A 20,054-nucleotide genomic window follows, 5' to 3' on the forward strand; every position below is an offset into this window, starting at 1 on the left:
TGGCGAAAGGCCTCAGCCGGCCAGGTCCTCGGGATGCCTGATGCGGGTCTTCTTCGCCCGCACACCCCGGTTCCACAGCCATGTCAGCAGCCACAGCACGATGCCCACGCCGATCATCACGCCGGCGATCTGGTATTCGACGGGATCCTGCGCCCACGGCCCGACCAGGAATCCGCAGGTAAGAACGCCCAGGTACGGGAGGAACTTCGGTGCGCGGAAGTGTTTCCGGGCGATCGGCCGGCGGCGCAGGACAAGGACGGCGACGTTCACCACGGTGAACACGCACAGCAGCAGCAGGGCCGTGGTGCCGCCCAGCGCGCTGACCGTGTCGGTGCCCATGAAGTTGGTGACCGTGATGATCAGCCCGACGGCGATCAGCGTGGTGAAGATGATGGAGGCCCACGGCGAGCGGCGGTTCGGCAACACTTTGCCGAGCGAGCGGGGCAGCACGTCCTGTTTGGCCATGCCATAAAGCAGGCGGCTGGCCATCAGCATATTGATCAGCGCGGTATTGGCCACTGCGAACATGGACAGGAACGGATAGATGACATCCACCGGCAGTCCCGGCGCCCCGGTCTGCACCACTTCGAGCAGCGGCGTGGTGCTTTCGGACAGGACGCCGATAGGGACAATCGCCACCGCGGCGATGGATACCAGGATGTAGATCAGCACGGTGATGCCCAGGCCCGTCAGCATGACCTTGGGGAAAATCTTGACCGGATCCTTGGTTTCCTCCGCCATGTTGACCGAGTCCTCGAAACCCACCATCGAGAAGAAGGCAAGCGAGGTTGCCGCCGTGATGGAGAGGAAGGCGCCCTTGTCCGCGGGCGTTTCGAAGATCAGCACCCGGCTGAAGTCCACGTTGCCCTGGGACATGGCCCAGAACCCGATGAAGATCACGATCATCAGGCCGGTGAACTCAACCAGGGTCAGGACCACATTGAACTTGATGCTCTCGGCGACGCCGCGGAGGTTGATCAGCGCCAGCACGACCATGAAGATCACCGCGACCCAGGTGACGCCGCCCTGGTCCCAGTCAAGGTTGAACCCCACGATAAAGTTCTCGGCCAGGAACTTGGACGCGGTGGAAGCGGAAGTGATGCCGGAACTGAGCACCGCAAAGGTGACCAGGAAGGTCAGGAAATGGATGCCGAAGGCCTTGTGCGTGTAGAGCGCGGCGCCGGCGGCCTGCGGGTATTTGGTGACGAGTTCCAGATAGGAAAAAGCGGTGATGGTGGCCACGATGAAGGCCAGCAGGATAGGTGCCCAGGCGGCGCCTCCCACCTCGCCCGCAATGCGCCCGGTGAGCGCATACACGCCGGTGCCGAGGATGTCCCCGACTATGAACAGCAGCAGGAGCTTGGGACCTATGGCCCGTTTGAGTTCCGGTTGCTCTTGGGTTTCGGTGGTGCTGCTCATCGTTGAACTCCCGTCCAAGCGTGGTGCCTACGGTCAGAGACTTCACAGTCAACGTAGCACGCAGCCCCGGCCATGTCTCGGGGTCAGCGGTGACGGGTTTGCCGGAGCCTGAATTCCTTCCGGCTGACGGCAGGAAAGGGACTGCCGGCGGCGTATTCCTTGCGGAAACGCCGCCGACAGTCCTGGTGGTTCCGGAGAAGTCAGACCGTTGCCAGCCCCTCGACGGGGGAGAGCCGTGCCGCGCGGCGGGCCGGCATCACGGAGGCCAGCAGGCCGGCAACCACGGCCACTGCCAGCACGGCGCCCAGCTGCAGCCAGGGCACGTCCGGCACAACCGCGGTGAACGTGCCTAGCGCGGACTGCGCGCCGAGCCAGCCGTACAAAATGCCCAGCCCGGACCCGATCAGGGCAGCCACGCCGGCGATCAGGACGGCCTCAAGGGCCAGCATGCCGCGCAGCTGGTTGCGGGTCAGGCCCAGTGCCCGCAGCAGCGAAGACTCCTGGGTCCGTTCCAGCACCGAGAGCGAGAGCGTGTTCGCCACGCCCACCAGCGCGATCAGCACCGCCACGGCCAGCAGCCCGGTGACCACCAGCAGCAGCACGTCGATGATTTGGTTGAATGCTGCCCGCTCAATGGCCGCCCCGGAGGTCTGGTAGTCCTGCACGTTCAGCCCGGCGGCCAGTTCGCTGCGCAGTTCCATCAGCGCCGTGGCGTCGAGATCCCGGTCCACGGACAGCCACAGCTGCGGCAGGGACGAATAGTACTCCTCGCTGTCGGCGGCAGCGGGCGCGGGCACACCGATCTCTTCGGCCACGGCGGAGGACATCAGCGGCGGGAAGGAAAAACTGCTCACCTCCACCACCCGGAGCTCCTTGGAACCGCTGCTGCCGGTGACGGTGAGTGTGTCCAGGCCCGAGCCTTCGGCCAGCAGCACGGTATCGGCGTCCAGCGTCAGGGAGTGGTCCTGCAGCAGCTCCCGCTGTGCCGGTGTCAGCTGGTAGACCCCCGTCCGCTGGCCGTTCAGCGTGGCGTAGCCGCCGGTGGTGATTAAGCCGGCGGCAGCAACGCCGTCGTACGTCAGGGCGGTTTGCACGGCTGCCTCATCGAGCTGGCCGCCGTCTTCCGCGAGGTTGCCGATGCTGATGTCCACCGGGTACTGCGCGCTGAGCTCGGATTCGAACGCCGTGCGTGCGGTCTGCGCGCCGGTCATCATCATGACCACCAGCGTCACGCCGATGAGCAGGGCGGTGGCCGTGGCGGAAGTGCGGCCGGGATTGCGGACCGCGTTGACGGCGGCCAGCTTGCCGGGCACGCCCAGCGGCCTGGCCAGGGCACCGATTGCGGTGACCAGCGGCGGCACAAAGAGCGTGGCGCACAGCAGCAGGCCGATGAAGGACATGGCGCCGCCGGGCAGGGCGATGAGCAGGTTGGCATTGAGCGCGCCCAAGCCAAGTACGACGGCGCCGCCCACCACAAGCGCGATGCCGAAACCGAGCCTTACCTTGCCTTTCCGGTTGCCCACGCGGACATCCTCGGCCGGGCGCAGGGCCGCCAGCGGGGCAACCGCGGTGGCGGCGCGGGCCGGGGCGAGGGCAGCGAGGACCGTCATGACCACTCCGGTGACCAGGCCTACGGCGACAGCCAGCGGCGGTACGGCCAGGGCAGCGAATTCGGTGTCCGGACGGCCCTGCAGCACGGCAATGATGCCGGCCATCAAACCCACGGCTCCGAGCACGCCGATGACGGAGGCCACAACGCCCACCAGCAGCGCCTCTACCAGCACCGAGCGGCGGATCTGCCCGCGATCGGCACCGATACAGCGCAGCAGCGCCAGCTCCCGCGTGCGCTGGGCGATCAGCACAGAGAAGGTGTTGGCTACCACCAGGGCGGACACCAGGACCGCCACCAGGGCGAACGCCAGCAGCACAATGGTCAGCTGGTCCGTGCCCCCGGTGAAGCTGGCCACGACTTCCTTGGTCTGCTCGGCCGCGGTGTTGACAGTCGGTTCCGCGAATCCGGCGGCGGCCAGGGCAGCGGCGACGGCGTCCTTCGCCGTGGCGGTGTCGGTGCCGGCGGCCAGATCCAGCTGGATGCTGCGCACCTGGACCGGAGCTTGCTCGCCGGCGAGCGCGGCGATGAGTCCGCTTGTGCCGAAGAACTGCGGCTGGCCCATCATGAGCGGGTCCTTGGACGCCTTCACGATGGCGGAGACCGTGGCCGGAATGCCGCTGGCGGCTACGTCCTCCGCAGCCGCCATGCCGGCGCCCGGGGCGAATTCGAGCTGGCTGCCAACGGTCAGAGCGAGGCGCTCGGCCGTGGCATCGTCCACCGCCACTTCGGCACTGCCCGGCAGGGTACCTTCGATCAGTTCCAGGTGGTCCAGACCGGCCGACGGCGCGGTGTTCTGCAGCGCACCGTAGCTGGCCTCACCTGCCGCGCCGAAGGCGACGTGGGTCTGCTGCTGGACGTAAACCTCGGCGACGCCGTCAGCGTCCGCCACAGCCTCGGCGGCCCGTTCATCCAGCGGCTTGTCCAGGCCGGAGCTGACCACCAGGTCCGCGTTGCGGAAACCGGCGCCAACGCTGTTGCCCAGCGAGGCCTCGGTGGAGGCGTTGACCATCAGGGTGGCGGTGAGGAAGCCGACGGCCATCACCACGGCCAGTGCCACGGCGATGAACCGCCGCGCATGCTGCTTCACCTGTGCGAGAGCTACCTGCAGCACGGCTCAGGCCCCCAGCTTTGCCAGCGCGGCCAGGATCTGCTCGGTGCCCGGGCGCTCGAGCTCGCCTACCAGCGCGCCGTCGTTCATCAGGACCACGCGGTCGGCGTACGAGGCGGCGACGGGATCGTGGGTGACCATGATGATGCTCTGGCCCATCTCGGTAGCGGAGCGGCGCAGCAGGGAGAGCACTTCGGCGCCGACCTTGGAATCGAGGTTTCCGGTGGGCTCGTCGCCGAAGATGACATCGGGCCGGGTGAGCAACGCCCGGGCTACGGCCACGCGCTGCTGCTGGCCGCCGGAGAGCTCGTGCGGACGGTGCGTGAGCCGGTCGGCCAGGCCCAGGGTGGAGGTCACGTACCGGAACCATTCCTTGTCCACGGTGCCGCCCGCCAGTGCGATCGGCAGCGTGATGTTCTGTTCGGCCGTCAGGGTGGAGACCAGGTTGAAGGCCTGGAAGACGAAGCCGACGCGCTCGCGGCGCAGTTTGGTCAGCTGGTTGTCGTTCAGGGCGGTGATCTCGGTGCCGCCGATCCAGATCTTTCCCGAATCGGCGGTGTCCAGGCCGGCCAGGCAGTGCATCAGCGTTGATTTGCCGGAACCGGAGGGGCCCATGATGGCCGTGAACTTGCCGCTCTGGAACGCCACATCAACATTCTTCAGCGCGTGGACGCGGGTATCTCCCGTGCCGTACGTCTTGTTAAGGGCCTGCGTGGCTGCTGCGGCGGTGGATTTCCCGGAGCCGTTCGAGGCCCCGGAGGCGAGTGATTGCTCAGTGCTGGTTGTCATACTCCAACGCTACGAACCCAGGATGCCCGGGCGGATCGGCCTCCGGTCTGGTGTTCTGCCGCGCCGTCTCATACCCAGGGTGGAGAAGTCAGGGGCTGACAATCCCTGTTTCGTAGGCGATGACCACGGCCTGCACCCGGTCCCGGGCGTTGAGCTTGGCCAGGATGTGCCCCACGTGCGTCTTCACCGTGGCCTCGGAGAGGAACAGGGTGGTAGCGATCTCCGGGTTGGAAAGCCCCTGGGCGATCAGCGTGAACACCTCGCGCTCGCGGGCCGTAAGCGTGTCCACCGCGGCGGCGTGGCGGCCGACCTCCGGACTCGGCGCGCGCAGCAGCGGGGCAACGTGGTCCAGCAGCCGGCGGGTGGTGGACGGCGCGATCACGGCGTCGCCCCGGTACACCGTCCGGATGGCTTCGAGGAGTTCCTCCGGCGGCGCGTCCTTGAGCAGGAAGCCGCTGGCCCCGGCCTGGATGGCCGAAAGTGCGTACTCATCCAGATCGAAGGTGGTGAGCACCACGACCTTCAGGTCCTGCCCCTCCCGTCCACCGGGCCGGGCGGCCCGCGCCAGCAGTTTGCCGGTTGCTTCGATGCCGTCCATGCCCGGCATCCGGACATCCATCAGAACGACGTCGGCACGAACCACCGCGAGTGCGTTCACCGCTTCCTGTCCGTCGCCGGCTTCTGCCACCACTTCAAGGTCAGGCTGGGAATTGATCAGCATTTTGAAGCCGCCGCGGACCAGCTGCTGGTCATCGACCAAGGCCACGCGGATCGGTGCCTGGCTGGCGCGGCTGGTTTCGGCTTCGGCAGCTGGAAAGCTCACTCTTTAGGCCTCCGTGTAGGGAATGAATGCGTGGACGCGGAATCCGCCGCCGGGCTTCGGGGCGGCTTCCACCGTCCCATCGTAGAGCGACAGGCGTTCGGCCATGCCGGTGATGCCCTGCCCGCTGCCCGCGGTGGCAGGATCCGCGCCGGCGCCGCGGCCGTCGTCGTCAATCCGGATCTGCAGGCCGCGGCCAGTCCATTCAAGCAGCACCTGTGCCGAGGCGTTCGGCCCGGCATGCTTGAGGACATTGGTCAGGCCCTCCTGCACCACGCGGTAGCCGGTGAGTTCCGCTCCGCTTGGCATCGCACGCCGCGGCGCGCCCGCCCGCTCCAGCGCAACTTCCAGGCCGGAGCGGCGGACCGTGTCCACCAGCGTCTCCACGTCCGCCAGCGTGGGGAGCGGGCGGACGGAAGCGACCTCATCCCCGCGCAGCACGCCAAGCAGCCGGCGCATGTCACGCAGCGAGGCGCGGCCGGTTTCCGCGATGGTGCCCAGGGTCTCGGTCGCCACCGCCGGGTCCTGCGCGCTCGCATACCGGGCGCCGTCGGCCTGGGTGATGATGACCGAGAGCGAGTGTGCCACGATGTCATGCATCTCGCGGGCGATGTGGCTCCGCTCGTCGGCGGCGGCCAGATCACGTTCCTGCTGCCGCTCGATCTCCAGCCGGTGCGCCCGGTCCTGCAGCGCCTGCACGGTCAGCCGGCGGTTGCGCATCAGGTCGCCCAAGGTCCAGGAAACCAGCACCACGGCGTCGATCGCCACCAGCGTCATCAGGAAGGCGGAGATGCGGCCGGCAGGGCCGTTGGGAATGAACGAGAAGCGGACAACGAACATGGCGCCGCCCAGCAGGGCCAGCACCAGACCGCCGAGGCTGGCCCAGCGCGGGGCATAGGCGGCCAGCGAAAACACCATGACCAGCACCAGGGCCTGCGCGGGGACGGGCACGGATAGGAAAGCAACATTGAGCAGTGCCGCCACGGCCATCGCCGCGCCGGACTGCCACGGATACGTGCGCCGCCATGCCAGCGGGATGATCAGCAGGGCCGAGAGGGCAAAGGCCGGCAGGTCCGCGGCGGCAACATAGGGCAGGGCGGAGACGGCGAAGGCCGACAGCATAATGATGAGGTCTACTTTGCCGGGATTCTCCTGGAACCAGTTGTAGATCCTGTGGTGCACGCGCATGATTCAAAACTCTATGCCGCGGCCGGGGCTGCCCGCGTCATGCCCAGGTCTGATTTACAGTGTTCACAAAGTGAGATGGCTTGCTCAAGATGTGGGATCGTTCCCTAGACTGGACGCATGAACGCAGCAGAGTCACAGGCATTTTCACTGGCAATCATCCCCGGAGACGGAATCGGTCCGGAGGTGGTGGCCGAAGGAGTCAAGGTTCTCAAGGCGGCGACCGCCAACGAAGACGCCACCTTTGAGCTGACGGAGTACAAGCTCGGTGCCGAGCACTGGCTGGCCACGGGGGAGACCCTGCCCGAGGACACGCTGGACAAGCTGCGCAGCCACGACGCCATTCTGTTCGGCGCCGTCGGTGCCGCCCCGGGGGACACCCGCATTCCCTCCGGCATCATCGAACGCGAGATGCTGCTCAAGCTGCGCTTCAGCCTGGACCACTTCGTCAACCTGCGCCCGTCCAAGCTCTTCCCCGGCGTGCCCAGCCCGCTGGCCAACCCCGGCGAGGTGGATTTCGTCGTCGTGCGTGAAGGCACCGAAGGCCCGTACGTCGGCAATGGCGGCGCCCTGCGCGTGGGCACGCCGCACGAGATCGCCACCGAAGTCTCGGTCAACACCGCCCACGGCGTGGAGCGCGTGGTCCGTGACGCCTTCCGCCGCGCATCGGCCCGCCGCAAGAAGCTGACGCTGGTCCACAAGCACAATGTGCTCGTCCATGCCGGCCACCTGTGGCGCCGCCAGGTCGAGGCAGTGGGACGCGAGTTCCCCGATGTCGCCGTCGACTACCTGCACATTGATGCGGCCACCATCTTCATGGTCACCGACCCGGCACGCTTCGACGTCATCGTCACGGACAACCTCTTCGGCGACATCATCACCGACCTGGCCGCCGCCATCACCGGCGGCATCGGGCTCGCCGCGTCGGGCAACATCAACATGGACCGCACCGCACCGTCCATGTTCGAACCGGTCCACGGCTCAGCCCCGGATATTGCCGGACAGCAGAAGGCAGATCCGACCGCCGCCATTCTGTCCGTGGCGCTGATGCTGGAGCATCTTGGTTTGGACGCTGCGGCCGCCCGGGTGCAGGATGCGGTGGAGAAGGACATCGCCGGCCGCGGCACCGAACCGCGTACGACGTCGGAGATCGGCGATGCGATTGCCTCACTTTTGGCAGTAGGCTAGTTAATAGCCCTTAACTCGAATCACAACGGCGTGCCCAAAGACCGTGGAGGAACCATGACCCAAACGCTGGAATTCACCCAGCAGCTCTCGGACCATCCGAAGAGCGCCGAAGAACGTGCTGCCATTCTGGCCGACCCGGGTTTCGGCAACTACTTCACGGACCACACGGCCGTCGTCGATTACAAAGTCGATGCAGAAGGCAACGGCGGCTGGTCCGGCGCGCGGATCGAGCCTTACGGACCCATCGCCCTGGATCCCTCCGCCGCCGTGCTGCACTACGGCCAGGAGATTTTCGAGGGGATGAAGGCCTACAAGCACGCGGACGGCTCGGTCTGGACCTTCCGCCCCGAGGCCAACGCGAAGCGGATGAACCGCTCCGCCCGCCGGCTGGCGCTGCCGGAGATTCCCGAGGAGACGTTCCTGGAATCCCTGCGGCAGCTGGTGGAGGTGGACAAGGACTGGGTACCCAACGGCGACGGCGAAGCGCTCTACCTGCGCCCGTTCATGATCGCCACGGAGGCGTTCCTCGGTGTGCGGCCGGCGCGGGAAGTTTCCTTCCGTGTCATCGCCTCGCCGGTCGGCAACTACTTCGGCGGCGAGCTGAAGCCGGTGTCGATCTGGCTGTCCGAACAGTATGCCCGGGCAGGCCGCGGCGGTACCGGGGAAGCCAAGTGCGGCGGCAACTATGCGGCCTCACTGGCCCCGCAGATGGAAGCCGAGGCGCACGGCTGCAAGCAGGTACTGTTCCTGGACCCGTTTAATGACAATGCCGTGGAAGAGCTCGGCGGAATGAACATTTTCTTTGTGTTCAAGGACGGCAGGCTGGTCACGCCCGAGCTGAACGGGAACATCCTGCACGGCGTCACGCGCTCCTCGATCATCCAGCTGGCCAAGGACCGCGGCCTGGACGTCCAGGAACGCAAGATCACCATCGATGAGTGGCGCGACGGCGTTGCTTCCGGCGACATCACGGAAGCCTTCGCCTGCGGCACGGCAGCGGTCATCACGCCCATCGGGGAACTCAAGACCAAAGACGGCTCCATCGGCTCCCCGGGCAGCAACGCCGGTGAAGTATCGATGTCCATCCGCAAGCAGCTGCTCGGTATCCAGACCGGCGCCGTGGAGGACACGCACGGCTGGCTGACCCGCTTGACCTAAGCCCAGACTGCCCGGATCAGGTTTCCAAGGGCCCCGTTCGCACAGCGCGGACGGGGCCCTTTGCCGTTGGTACACGTCTCCGAGGAAGAAAGTTTGGGGTCCGGAGGGCTGATTTGCTCGTTTAACCTACCTTTGCCGTGCCATGACGGATAGCTTGCAAGCATCACCCGCACGTCGAACCAGGAGGAACCTCGTCCATGAGAAAACCACTTGCCGCAGCAGCCCTAGCCGGAGCCCTCGCCCTGACCGCCGTCACTGCACCCGCAGCGGTAGCAGCCGGCGAAGGGCCCAACTACGGAGGCAGCGAAACCGTCAACACCTCGATTCTCCACACCTATGAGGAACTGGCGGCGGAGCTCAAGGTGCAGGACGCCAAACAGCCGCAGTTGGACGTGGACGTCATCGGCCAGACTGTCAAGGGCCGCGACATCTTCCTGGCGAAGTACATCACCAACCCGGAGAACCCCACGGTCCTCTTCCTCACGCAGCAGCATGGCAACGAGCAGCTGACCACGGAAGGCGCCCTGGAATTCATCAAGCACCTGGGCACGGGCAAGACCAAGGGGGTGCTGGACGGGGTCAATGTCCTGATCGTTCCGATGCTGAACGCGGACGGTGCCATGGGGGACGTCAACTTTCCGCTGGACGATTACATTGCCGCCGGAGACCGACACCTGACCCGCTACAACGCCAACGAAGCGGACATCAACCGGGACCATGTCACGAGGATCCAGCCGGAAACCAAGGCCCTGCACGACAATGTCTTGGGCAAGTACAACATCGACTACATGATCGACCTGCACCACCAGGGCGCCCAAAGTGAACGGGACGGGCAGCTCGTCTCCGGCTCCATCCTGTACCCGACCACAGAGAACGTGGATGAGGACGTGCTGGAAGGCTCGAAGAAGCTTGGCGCCGTCGTCTTCAACGCCGTCGACTCCACGGGCTGGGGCCACTTGGGCAAGTACGTCGGCGGGACCGCCGAGACCATCAGCCGCAACGGCATCGCCGTCGAATACGGCATCTCTACGCTGCTGTTCGAGATGCGCGGCATGAGCGATCACTTCTACGAGGACTATGTACTGGGACAGAAGTCCAACGGCTACCTGATCAAGCAGACCGTCACCACGCTCGACGCTGCCGTCCGAGCCATCTCGGACCGCTCCATCGACGATGCGGACACCTCCTTCTGGGATTCACTCGCCGAGCAGAACACCCGCAGCGAGTAACCCTGGCCGGCACGTAGGCAACATCGTAGAGTCCGACGGCGGTGCCCGGCTTGTGAGAGCCGGTCACCGTCGTCGTCGCTCCTCGTTCCTTGATCCCGTCAGAAATCCCGGTTCCGGTGCCCGGGATGCAAGGATAGGGACGTGAACGCAGCATCGAATCCGAACCTGGTCCGCAGCAGCACACTCACCCGCTACCGGCTGGCGCCGAATCCGGGGCCGATGAGCCTGGAGGGGACCCAGTCCTACCTGATCAGCGCTCCGGGCGGGCCCGGCGTCGTCGTCGTGGATCCGGGGCCGCTGGACGAGACGCACCTGCAGGAACTGGCCGCCGCCGGCAATGTCGAGCTGGTACTGATTACGCACCACCACATTGACCACACCGAGGCCAGTGCCCGGTTCCATGAGCTGACCGGAGCGCCCGTGCGTGCCTTGGACCAGGCCCAGTGCCATGGCGGCGATCCGCTCACCGACGGCGAAACCATCCGCGCCGCCGGCGTGAGCATCTCGGTTCTCGCCACTCCCGGGCACACGGCGGACTCGGTGTCATTCCACCTTCCCGAGGACGGCCCGGACGGGTCCGTGCTGACCGGCGACACGATCTTGGGCCGGGGGACAACCATCATCGCCTACCCGGACGGGAGGCTGGGGCCGTATCTTGAATCACTGGAGAAACTGGCCGCGCTCGGCCCCGCGAAAGTCCTGCCTGCCCATGGCCCGCTCCTGCCTGATCTCTCAGCCATCTGCCGCGAATATGCGGAGCACCGCCAGCTGCGGCTGGACCAGATCCGCGCAGCTCTGAAAGAGCTCGGCGAGCAAGCCGGCGTCGACGCCGTCACCGACCATGTCTACAACGACGTCGATCCGTCCGTGCGCGGGGCCGCCGAAGCATCCGTCGCGGCACAGCTGGATTATCTGCGCTCCGGAAACCAGCACGCGAGCCGCTAGGGTAGTTCCTATGCGTATCGCCCGATTTGTACTTGACTCTGACCCTGCATTCGGCATCGTCGAAGGTGACGAAGGAAATGAAGAGGTCGCGGTCATCGCCGGTGACCCGTTCTTCTCCGGAATCCAGCTCACCGGCGCCCGCCACAAGCTCGAGGACGTGCGGCTGCTGGCCCCGATTATCCCGCGGAGCAAGGTGGTCGGCATCGGCCGCAACTATGCCGAGCACATCAAGGAAATGGGCAACGAAACCCCCGCCGCACCGCTGATGTTCCTGAAGCCCAACACCTCCGTCATCGGTCCGAACGAGCCGATGGTGCTGCCGGAATTCTCGGAAGAGGTGTCCTACGAGGCGGAGCTGTGCGTAGTGATTGGCCGCATCTGCAAGGACGTCCCCGCCGAGCGGGTCGACGAAGTGATCTTCGGCTACACCTGCGGCAACGACCTGACAGCCCGCGATGCCCAGCGCACGGACAACCAGTGGGCCCGCGCCAAGGGCTTCGATGGCTCGGCGCCGATCGGACCGTGGATCGAAACCGAACTGGACACCGAAGACCTTACGGTCAAGGGCTGGCTCGACGGCGAACTGAAGCAGGATGGCAACACGGCCCAGATGATCTGGAGCGTCAAGGAACTCGTCTCCTACGTCTCCCAGGCCTTCACCCTCCTGCCGGGCGACATCATCATGACCGGCACCCCGGCCGGCGTCGGGACGATCGAGGCCGGGCAGCGGTACGAGGTTGAGATCGAGGGCATCGGACGGCTGTCCAACACCGCGCGCCGCTAGCCGGGACGCACGATGACGACGACGGCGCCACGCGGCCCAGCCGCGGCCCGCACCATCGCAGCGGTGCTGCCGCCCGCCGTCGTTTGGGCCGTGGTCTTGATCTTGCGCCCTGTGCTCGAGTACGGTCCCGGCCGGATGGCTTGGTGGGGAGCCGGGGCTGCGTTCCTGCTCTGCCTCGTGCCATGGGCCATCGTCACATGGCTCGGTAAGCGAGGGGACCTGCGCAGGGGCATCAAGCGGCTCGGCTTAGGCCCGCTGATAGTGTGCACCGGAGTGTTGATGTACGGGACACTGCGTGCCATCCAGTGGCTGAACGGTCCGCTGGGTCTTGCCGCCGTAATCTTCGCCATCTATGGCGGCTTTGCCCTGATGCTGATCTTCCACCGAGCCGGCCCGGACTGGGCCTGCATGACCTATGGCGGAGCCGCGGCCATCCTGGTCCTGATGGCAGGAACGCCCGGGCTGATCGGGGCTGCGCTCCTCGCCCTCGGCGCCTGGGCCCAGACGGCTCTGCGGCCCCGACGGGCCGGGCGTCTCGTGGTTTCGGCGCTGGCCGGGGCGGCGGTCTGCGGCGGAATCTACGCTCTCCTTGAGCAGGCAGTGCCCTAGCGTCGGGTGTGCCGGAGGCGGCGTTCCTGCACGGGCTAAACTGGTGTCCATCATGACTAATGCATCTGCGCTTCCCGCTGACCTGCCCACTGTCGATGCCGAAACACCCGTCCGGGTACGGTTCTGCCCGTCGCCCACGGGAACCCCGCACGTCGGCCTCATCCGCACCGCCCTTTTCAACTGGGCCTATGCCCGGCACACCGGCGGCACCATGGTCTTCCGGATCGAAGACACGGACGCCGCGCGCGACAGCGAGGAAAGCTACCAGCAGTTGCTGGAAGCGATGAAGTGGCTCGGCATCACCTGGGACGAGGGCGTCGAAGTCGGCGGTCCGCACGAGCCCTACCGCCAGTCCCAGCGCGCTGACATCTACCAGGACGTCATCACCAAGCTGAAGGAAGCCGGCCACATCTATGAGTCGTACTCGACGCCGGAAGAGGTCGAGGCCCGGCACAAGGCGGCCGGCCGCGACGCCAAACTCGGTTACGACAACTTCGACCGGGACCTGACCGAAGAACAGATCGGCGCGTTCAAGGCAGAGGGACGCGAACCCGTGCTGCGCGTGCGGATGCCGGACGAGGACCTGACCTTCAACGATCTGGTCCGGGGCGAAATTACGTTCAAGGCCGGGACCGTGCCGGACTTCGTCGTCGTCCGGGCCAACGGCAAACCCCTCTACACACTGGTGAACCCGGTGGACGATGCGCTGATGGGCATCACCCATGTCCTGCGCGGCGAGGATCTGCTCTCCTCCACGCCGCGCCAGATCGCCCTGTACCGGGCGCTGGTGGACATCGGCGTGGCACGCTACATGCCGCTGTTCGGCCACCTGCCCTATGTCATGGGCCAGGGGAATAAGAAGCTGTCCAAGCGGGACCCGGAGTCCAACCTCTTCCTGCACCGTGAACGCGGCTTCATCCGCGAGGGGCTGCTGAACTACCTGTCGCTGCTGGGCTGGAGCCTGTCGGCGGACGAAGACATCTTCACGGTGGACCAACTGGTGGAGAACTTCGACATCCACGATGTGCTCTCCAACCCGGCCCGCTTCGACCTGAAGAAGGCGGAGGCCATCAACGGAACCCACGTGCGGCTGCTGGAACCGGGGGACTTCAGGCTGCGCCTGGTCCCGTACCTGCAGCATGCCTCCCTTGTAGGGGAGACCCTCACCGAGCGGGACCACATGGTTCTGGCCGAAGCTGCCCCGCTGATCCAGGAACGCATCACCTTGCTGGGGGAGGCCCCGGACATGATCGCCTTCCTGTTCAAGAAGGATGACGAAATCGACATCGCGGATGACGCCCGCAAGGGACTGCCGGAAAATCTGGCCGAAGTCCTGGACGCGGCGCTGGCTGCCTTGGAGCCAATCGAGGAGTGGACCGCGGAGAATATCCAGACTGCGCTGCGTACGGCGCTGGTGGAAGAACTCGGGCTTAAGCCGCGGCTGGCCTTCGGCCCGGTCCGGACCGCTGTCTCCGGCCGCCGGATTTCCCCGCCGTTGTTCGAGTCCATGGTCATCCTCGGCAAGAACTCCTCGCTGGCCCGCATCAAGGCTTTCCAGAACGCCTAGAACAGGCGCTTTCGGGCGATGTGACGGACGCCTCAGCGGGTAACCGGCAAACCGTTTTGTGTAAACGGGGGACCTCCGGTAAAGTAATTACTCGTGCTGAGGCGCTGAGGAAGCAAGCAAGAAGCTTCCCGCAACGCCCGAAAGCACCTTTGGGATATGGTGTAATTGGCAACACAACGGTTTCTGGTACCGTCATTCTAGGTTCGAGTCCTGGTATCCCAGCGCTAAGGATTGCGCTGTTTAGAGCGCAAATCCGGCCAAATAACGAATTTGGCAGCCGGGCAAAGTGTGTGAAATACTCATGAAGCTCGATCGGCGGAAGCCGGTAAAAAAGTGCAAGGCCCCATCGTATAGCGGCCTAGTACGCCGCCCTCTCACGGCGGTAACGCGGGTTCGAATCCCGCTGGGGTCACCAATAACCGGCCCCGGACATCTTGTCCGGGGCCGGTTTTTTCATGTCCACGTTCCGGTCCTGTCCGCCAACTCTTTATGGCAGTATTCCCATGTCAGCGGCGACTGCCTACGGAGTGCTGGCATGATGGATCTGTGACAGGTACAACAGAGAGCCGCCCGGAATATGCCTCCGACGGGTTGGCACTGGCGGAGGCGGTCCGCGATGCGCTCGGCGAGCTGACGCTTCCGCTTCATCTGCCCGGTGCCGCACAGGCCCGCCAGGATATCCACGCAGCGCTGGACCAGCTGGAGGACTATGTCCTGCCGCGCTACCGCAGCCTGGACGCGCCACTGCTGGCAGTCGTTGGCGGATCCACCGGCGCCGGCAAATCAACCCTGGTCAACGCGCTGACAGGCCGCCCGGTCACCCGCACGGGTGCCATCAGACCGACCACGCGTCAACCTATCCTGCTGCACAACCCGCGTGACCGTTCATGGTTTGCGGACCAGCGCGTCCTACCCGCCCTGAACCGCATCACCTCAGCCGTGGAGACTGCCGGTGCACTGCCCGCGGAGCGGGCCGGTGCCGACCCGGATCCGCGGGCCATGTCCTCCCTGGTCCTCGTCTCGGAAACCACGATCCCGCCCGGCATCGCCCTGCTGGACGCACCCGACGTTGACTCTATTTCGGACGATAACCGCAAGCTGGCCGGCCAGCTGCTGTCGGCGGCAGACCTGTGGCTGTTCGTGACCACTGCAAACCGCTATGCGGACGCTGTGCCGTGGAAGCTGCTGCTGGAAGCCGCCGGGCGGGACATCCTCGTCGCCGTCGTGCTGGACCGCGTTCCGGCCGGCGTCGAGGACGAGGTCCAGGCGGACCTCGCCGGGCTCCTGAACCGCGAAGGACTGGGCAACGCGCGGCTCTTCGTCGTCCCCGAGTCGCCCCTGGACGAGCTGGGCATGCTGCCGCGTGCTGCAGTGACGGACATCCGCGGCTGGCTGCTGGAGATTTCCGCAGATGCCGCGGGCAGGTCCGCCATCGCGCGCCGGACCCTCAGCGGGGCGGTGGCATCGCTGGCCGCCACGACCGCGACGGTGGCGGATGCGCTGGACGCCCAGTCCGTCGCGGCGGCCAGACTGCGTGACGACGTGCTGGACGCCTATAACAGTGCAGCCCGGCGAACGCTGGACTCCACCCAGGACGGCACCCTGCTGCGCGGCGAGGTGCTGGCCCGCTGGCAGGACTTCGTGGGAACGGGTGAGTTCTTCCGCTCGATCGAGAGCGGGGTGGGCCGGTTGCGGGACCGGATCGGCGCCTTCTTCAGCGGTAAGCCGGCACCGTCGGTCACCGTTGAGGCCGCAATCGAATCGGGACTGCAGGCCGTGATCGTGGACGAGGCAGCCAAGGGCGCCGAGGACGCCGATGCACGGTGGCGCAACGATCCGGCCGGGCGGCAGCTGCTGGGAAGCAAGGACCTGTCTACCGTCAGCGACGGTTTCAGCGACAAGGCTTCGGCCGAAATCCGCGCCTGGCAGGGTGACCTGTTGGCGATGATCCAGACGGAGGGCGCCAGCAAGAGGCTTACCGCCAGGATGCTTTCCTTCGGGGTGAACGGTCTGGGCGTGGCGTTGATGGTTGTGGTCTTCGCCGCCACCGGTGGCCTGACCGGCATCGAGATCGGCGTTGCCGGCGGAACAGCCGTGGTCGGGCAAAAACTGCTGGAGGCCGTTTTCGGTGAGGACGCGGTCCGCCGTCTCGCCCGCAAGGCGCGGGAAGGGCTGAGGGAACGGACGGAAAACCTGATGCGGGAGGAAGCAACGCGTTTCCTCTCCCTGATCGATGACGAGGACGCCGCGGCGCTGGCCGCCGGGCTGCGCGGACAAGCGGCACAGCTGTCCGCACTGGCCCGACGGACCGGAGCGGAGGGCGCGGCATGAGCCGGCACCGGGGAGAGAAGGAACGCTCGCCGCTGCGCAGCCGGCTGGAGGCCTTGAATACGGCGCGCGAACTTGCCGAGGAACGCCTGCCCGATGAGACACTGGCACCCGTCACGGAGGTGCTGAACCGGGCCAGCACACGGCGCTCGTTGTCGGCCGAACACACCGTTGTCGGTTTCTTCGGCGCCACGGGCAGCGGCAAGTCATCGCTGTTCAACGCGGTTGCCGGACAGGAAGTAGCGACCGCTGCCGCCCGCCGCCCGACGACTTCCGAACCGCTGGCAGGCGTGTGGAAGCCAGCCGGAAGCGAGCCGCTGCTCGATTGGCTTCAGGTCAAAAAACGGCACCTGATGGACGCTCCGCCCGACGGCAACAGCCGGCACCATGGTGCCGACCAGGACGGCTACGGCGGACTGATCCTGCTCGATCTTCCTGATTTCGACTCCACCGCCGTCGAACACCGGCAGATCGTGGAACGCCTCGCCGGCCAGGTAGACGTCCTCGTGTGGGTGCTTGACCCGCAGAAATATGCCGATGCCGCCCTGCACCAGGGCTTCCTGCGCCCGCTTGCCTCCTACGGAGCCGTCACCATGGTGGTGCTCAACCAGATTGACAGGCTGGCGACGCGGGAGGTCCGGCCGGTGCTGGACTCGCTGAAGCAGATTCTGGCGCAGGACGGACTCGACGGTGTGGCGGTCTATCCGGCTTCCGCGATGACCGGCGCGGGAGTCGAAGAACTGCGCACGGCCATCCGCACCGTGGTGGACCGGCGCCGCGCCAGCACCGAACGTCTCCTGGCCGATATCGACGCTTCTGCCGCCGCACTGGCGGACGGCTCGTCCGGCCCGGCACTGCCGGCCGTGCCGAAGGAAGCCAAGCAGACTCTCTCGGAGCACCTGGCCCAGTCGGCGAGCGTGGACGTGGTGGCGGACGCGGTGCGCAAGTCCTACCGCAGGCAGTCGCATGCCAACACCGGCTGGCCGGTCACCAGGTGGCTGGGCAAACTCCGCCGCGATCCGTTGAAGCGGCTCAACCTCGACCGCCGGGACATCAATCCCGCAGTGAACCGGTCTTCCCTGCCTGAGCCTGGCCCCGCGCAGCGGGCGCAGGCGGATTCCGCGGTCAGGACCTTTGCCGATGCGGCCGCCGGCCTGGCACCGGAAGTGTGGCGCGGCTCCATCCGCAGGGCGGCCCGTGCCAGTGCACCCGAGCTGCCCGATGCGCTCGACCAGGCCATCGCCGGGACGGACCTGGGCTCAAACCGGAAGTCGTGGTGGTGGCCGGTGATCGGCATTCTCCAGTGGATCGCCCTGGCCGCGGCGGCAACCGGCGCGCTCTGGCTCCTGGGACTGGCCGTCCTGGGCTACTTCCAGTTCGACGTACCTCCGGCGCCGCGGCTCGAGGGCTTCCCCCTGCCCACGCTCCTGCTGGTGGCCGGCGTCCTGCTTGGTATTGTGCTGGGGCTGGCATCGGGGCTGGTGGCCCGGGTGGCAGCGGCCTCAAGGGCAGCCAAAGCACGACGGCGGCTGCGGTCCGCGGTGGCTCAAGTGGCCGAGAGGAAAGTGGTGGTCCCGGTGGAGGAAGAGATCCACCGGTACAACAGCTTCCGGGAGGCCCTGGCGGCCGCGCGCGGCGGCACGCGCTAGCGGGGCCAGGGCAGCTCTTGCTAGCCGGCGGCGGCCAGAACCTTGAGCATCGTACGGAGGTTGCGTGTCGTCGTCGTACTTTTGAATCTCTTGTGTGCCACCAGCTTGTTCACCGGGCTCTCCAGCGTGCCGCCCTTGGCTGCCGTCCAGGCCATCGCTTCGGGTCCCAGCAGGATGCCGTCCCCGTCGGCGGCAGCGGCTGCCTTGTGCAGTTCCTGCAGCTCGGCCGGATCCGACGTGACGGTGACGTAGGCATGGACGTCGGCGTTGTCCGCCGGGTAAGGGCACGCCGCCACCAGTTCGTCCAGCCGTTCAGTGCTGAGCACCACGACCCAGGCGTCGTAGCCGAAGCGCTCGCGCAGTTTCGCCTCGACCAGTTGCTTCACCTCGTCGGCGGAACCCTCGCTGGCGCACACGATGTTGCCGCTGGCCAGCAGCGTCCTGACGTCTTGCAGGGGCAGCTCGGCCAAGGCCGCTTTCAGATCTGCCATCTTGATGTTGATGCCGCTGACGTTGATCCCGCGTAGGAAGATGGCGTAGGTGGTCATGGGGGCAGATTACCGGTTGGCGCGGCGGTAGTGAATGATCTAGTCAGGACCAAGAATTAAGGCCGCGCAAGAATTTCCGGGGCCGGAACGGGGAAGCGGAGAAGTGGCGGAACATCTCACGGTGGCTCAACTGGACGAGCGGGCAGTCCTGGAACGGATTTTCCCGCGGCTGGGTACTGCCGATGTGCCGGTGGGCCCCGGGGACGACGCCGCGGTGATCGAGGCTCCCGACGGGCGTACCGTGATCTCCATCGACACCCTGGTCCAGGACCAGGACTTCCGGCTCGAATGGGCCAGCGGCTACCGGACTTCAGGGTTCGACGTCGGGTGGAAATGCGCCGCGCAGAACGTATCGGACATCAATGCCATGGGTGCCGTGCCCACGTCGCTGGTCATCAGCCTGACCCTGCCCGGGGACACACCGGTGCGCTGGGTGGAGGACATGGCGGACGGACTCCGCACGGCGCTGCACGAACTGGGCGCGGAGCGGTGCGCCGTGGTGGGCGGCGACCTGGGCCGGGGCGCCGTACTGGTGGTCACGGCAGCGGTTACCGGGGATCTGCAGGGCAGGGCACCGGTCCTGCGGTCCGGGGCGCGACCGGGAGACCTGGTGGCCGTCGGCGGATCGTTGGGCAGGGCAGCCGCTGGCTTGGCGCTGCTTGAGGGAACTTCGGGTTACGGCGGGATGCCGCCCGAACTGCAGGCTCTGGCTACCGCGCAGTCACGGCCGTTGCCGCCGCTGGCACTGGGGCCGCGGGCTGCGCAAGCCGGCGCGCACGCCATGATGGACATCTCCGACGGACTGATCCGCGACGCCGGACGGCTGGCCCGGGCGAGCGGCGCCGCCTTGGCCCTTGACTACCAGCGGCTGGACCATTTCGAGGTCCCGCTTCGACAAGCGGCGCGCATGCTGGACGCGGATCCGCGGCACTGGGTGCTGGGCGGGGGAGAGGACCACGGGCTGCTCGCGGTTTTCCCACCCGGCGCGGGGCTGCCCGAGGGGTTCGTGCACATCGGGGGCGTTGCCGAAGCGGCAGCCGGTGCCGCCGAGGTGACCGTGGACGGCGAGGTACCGGACGTGCTCGGCTGGGATCATTTCAGGGGCTGATCCCGGCG

At 66.6% G+C, this 20,054-nt stretch carries 16 protein-coding genes and 2 tRNA genes; 12 read left to right on the top strand and 6 right to left on the bottom strand.

The window, feature by feature from the left end; genetic code table 11:
• Positions 1 to 12: 12 nt before the first annotated feature.
• The 5 genes from HGO92_RS14725 to HGO92_RS14745 form a co-directional block, all read right to left on the bottom strand.
• Positions 13 to 1,419, bottom strand: coding sequence for an APC family permease (locus HGO92_RS14725; protein WP_169996104.1), 1,407 nt, complete (start codon positions 1,417 to 1,419; stop codon positions 13 to 15).
• 200 nt (positions 1,420 to 1,619) lie between these two features.
• Positions 1,620 to 4,142 (bottom strand): FtsX-like permease family protein, encoded by a 2,523-nt coding sequence (locus tag HGO92_RS14730; protein ID WP_169996106.1) that lies wholly within the window; start codon positions 4,140 to 4,142, stop codon positions 1,620 to 1,622.
• Between the two features lie 3 nt (positions 4,143 to 4,145).
• On the bottom strand, positions 4,146 to 4,928 hold the full coding sequence (locus tag HGO92_RS14735) for an ABC transporter ATP-binding protein (protein WP_169996108.1): 783 nt from the start codon (positions 4,926 to 4,928) through the stop codon (positions 4,146 to 4,148).
• A gap of 88 nt (positions 4,929 to 5,016) precedes the next feature.
• A complete protein-coding gene (locus HGO92_RS14740; RefSeq protein ID WP_169996261.1) occupies positions 5,017 to 5,694 on the bottom strand; it encodes a response regulator in 678 nt (225 codons plus the stop codon).
• A 60-nt stretch (positions 5,695 to 5,754) separates the two neighbouring features.
• A complete protein-coding gene (locus HGO92_RS14745) occupies positions 5,755 to 6,936 on the bottom strand; it encodes a sensor histidine kinase (RefSeq protein ID WP_169996110.1) in 1,182 nt (393 codons plus the stop codon).
• A 117-nt stretch (positions 6,937 to 7,053) separates the two neighbouring features.
• Here HGO92_RS14745 and HGO92_RS14750 point away from each other — a divergent pair, with 117 nt between their 5' ends.
• From HGO92_RS14750 to HGO92_RS14800, 11 genes are all read left to right on the top strand, one after another.
• Positions 7,054 to 8,121: a 3-isopropylmalate dehydrogenase gene (locus HGO92_RS14750; protein WP_169996112.1), complete on the top strand. Its 1,068-nt coding sequence runs from the start codon at positions 7,054 to 7,056 to the stop codon at positions 8,119 to 8,121.
• A 54-nt stretch (positions 8,122 to 8,175) separates the two neighbouring features.
• A complete protein-coding gene (locus HGO92_RS14755; protein WP_169996114.1) occupies positions 8,176 to 9,279 on the top strand; it encodes a branched-chain amino acid aminotransferase in 1,104 nt (367 codons plus the stop codon).
• Positions 9,280 to 9,476: 197 nt separating this feature from the next.
• A complete protein-coding gene (locus HGO92_RS14760) occupies positions 9,477 to 10,508 on the top strand; it encodes a M14 family zinc carboxypeptidase (RefSeq protein WP_169996116.1) in 1,032 nt (343 codons plus the stop codon).
• Positions 10,509 to 10,649: 141 nt separating this feature from the next.
• Positions 10,650 to 11,453, top strand: a complete 804-nt coding sequence (locus HGO92_RS14765) for an MBL fold metallo-hydrolase (protein WP_169996118.1) — start codon at positions 10,650 to 10,652, stop codon at positions 11,451 to 11,453.
• Positions 11,454 to 11,463: 10 nt separating this feature from the next.
• Entirely contained in the window at positions 11,464 to 12,237 is a 774-nt protein-coding gene (locus HGO92_RS14770; protein ID WP_169996120.1) for a fumarylacetoacetate hydrolase family protein, read from the top strand.
• 12 nt (positions 12,238 to 12,249) lie between these two features.
• On the top strand, positions 12,250 to 12,846 hold the full coding sequence (locus HGO92_RS14775; protein WP_169996121.1) for a hypothetical protein: 597 nt from the start codon (positions 12,250 to 12,252) through the stop codon (positions 12,844 to 12,846).
• A 52-nt stretch (positions 12,847 to 12,898) separates the two neighbouring features.
• Positions 12,899 to 14,413: a glutamate--tRNA ligase gene (gltX, locus tag HGO92_RS14780; protein WP_169996123.1), complete on the top strand. Its 1,515-nt coding sequence runs from the start codon at positions 12,899 to 12,901 to the stop codon at positions 14,411 to 14,413.
• A 150-nt stretch (positions 14,414 to 14,563) separates the two neighbouring features.
• A tRNA-Gln gene (locus HGO92_RS14785) sits at positions 14,564 to 14,635 on the top strand.
• Between the two features lie 117 nt (positions 14,636 to 14,752).
• Positions 14,753 to 14,828, top strand: a tRNA-Glu gene (locus tag HGO92_RS14790).
• Between the two features lie 74 nt (positions 14,829 to 14,902).
• Complete coding sequence (locus HGO92_RS14795) at positions 14,903 to 16,744, top strand: dynamin family protein (RefSeq protein WP_169996125.1); 1,842 nt, start codon at positions 14,903 to 14,905, stop codon at positions 16,742 to 16,744.
• Positions 16,741 to 18,390 (top strand): GTPase, encoded by a 1,650-nt coding sequence (locus tag HGO92_RS14800; RefSeq protein ID WP_169996127.1) that lies wholly within the window; start codon positions 16,741 to 16,743, stop codon positions 18,388 to 18,390. The genes HGO92_RS14795 and HGO92_RS14800 overlap by 4 nt, the downstream gene beginning before the upstream one ends.
• Before the next feature lie 20 nt (positions 18,391 to 18,410).
• Here HGO92_RS14800 and HGO92_RS14805 read toward each other — a convergent pair whose 3' ends face one another.
• A complete protein-coding gene (locus HGO92_RS14805) occupies positions 18,411 to 18,938 on the bottom strand; it encodes a DUF1697 domain-containing protein (protein WP_169996129.1) in 528 nt (175 codons plus the stop codon).
• A gap of 103 nt (positions 18,939 to 19,041) precedes the next feature.
• On the opposite strand from HGO92_RS14805, the gene HGO92_RS14810 reads away from it, so the two are divergent.
• A complete protein-coding gene (locus HGO92_RS14810) occupies positions 19,042 to 20,046 on the top strand; it encodes a thiamine-phosphate kinase (protein WP_169996131.1) in 1,005 nt (334 codons plus the stop codon).
• Positions 20,047 to 20,054: the final 8 nt, after the last annotated feature.

It is taken from the genome of Crystallibacter degradans, from assembly GCF_012952295.1.
Classification (GTDB): Bacteria; Actinomycetota; Actinomycetes; order Actinomycetales; family Micrococcaceae; genus Crystallibacter; species Crystallibacter degradans.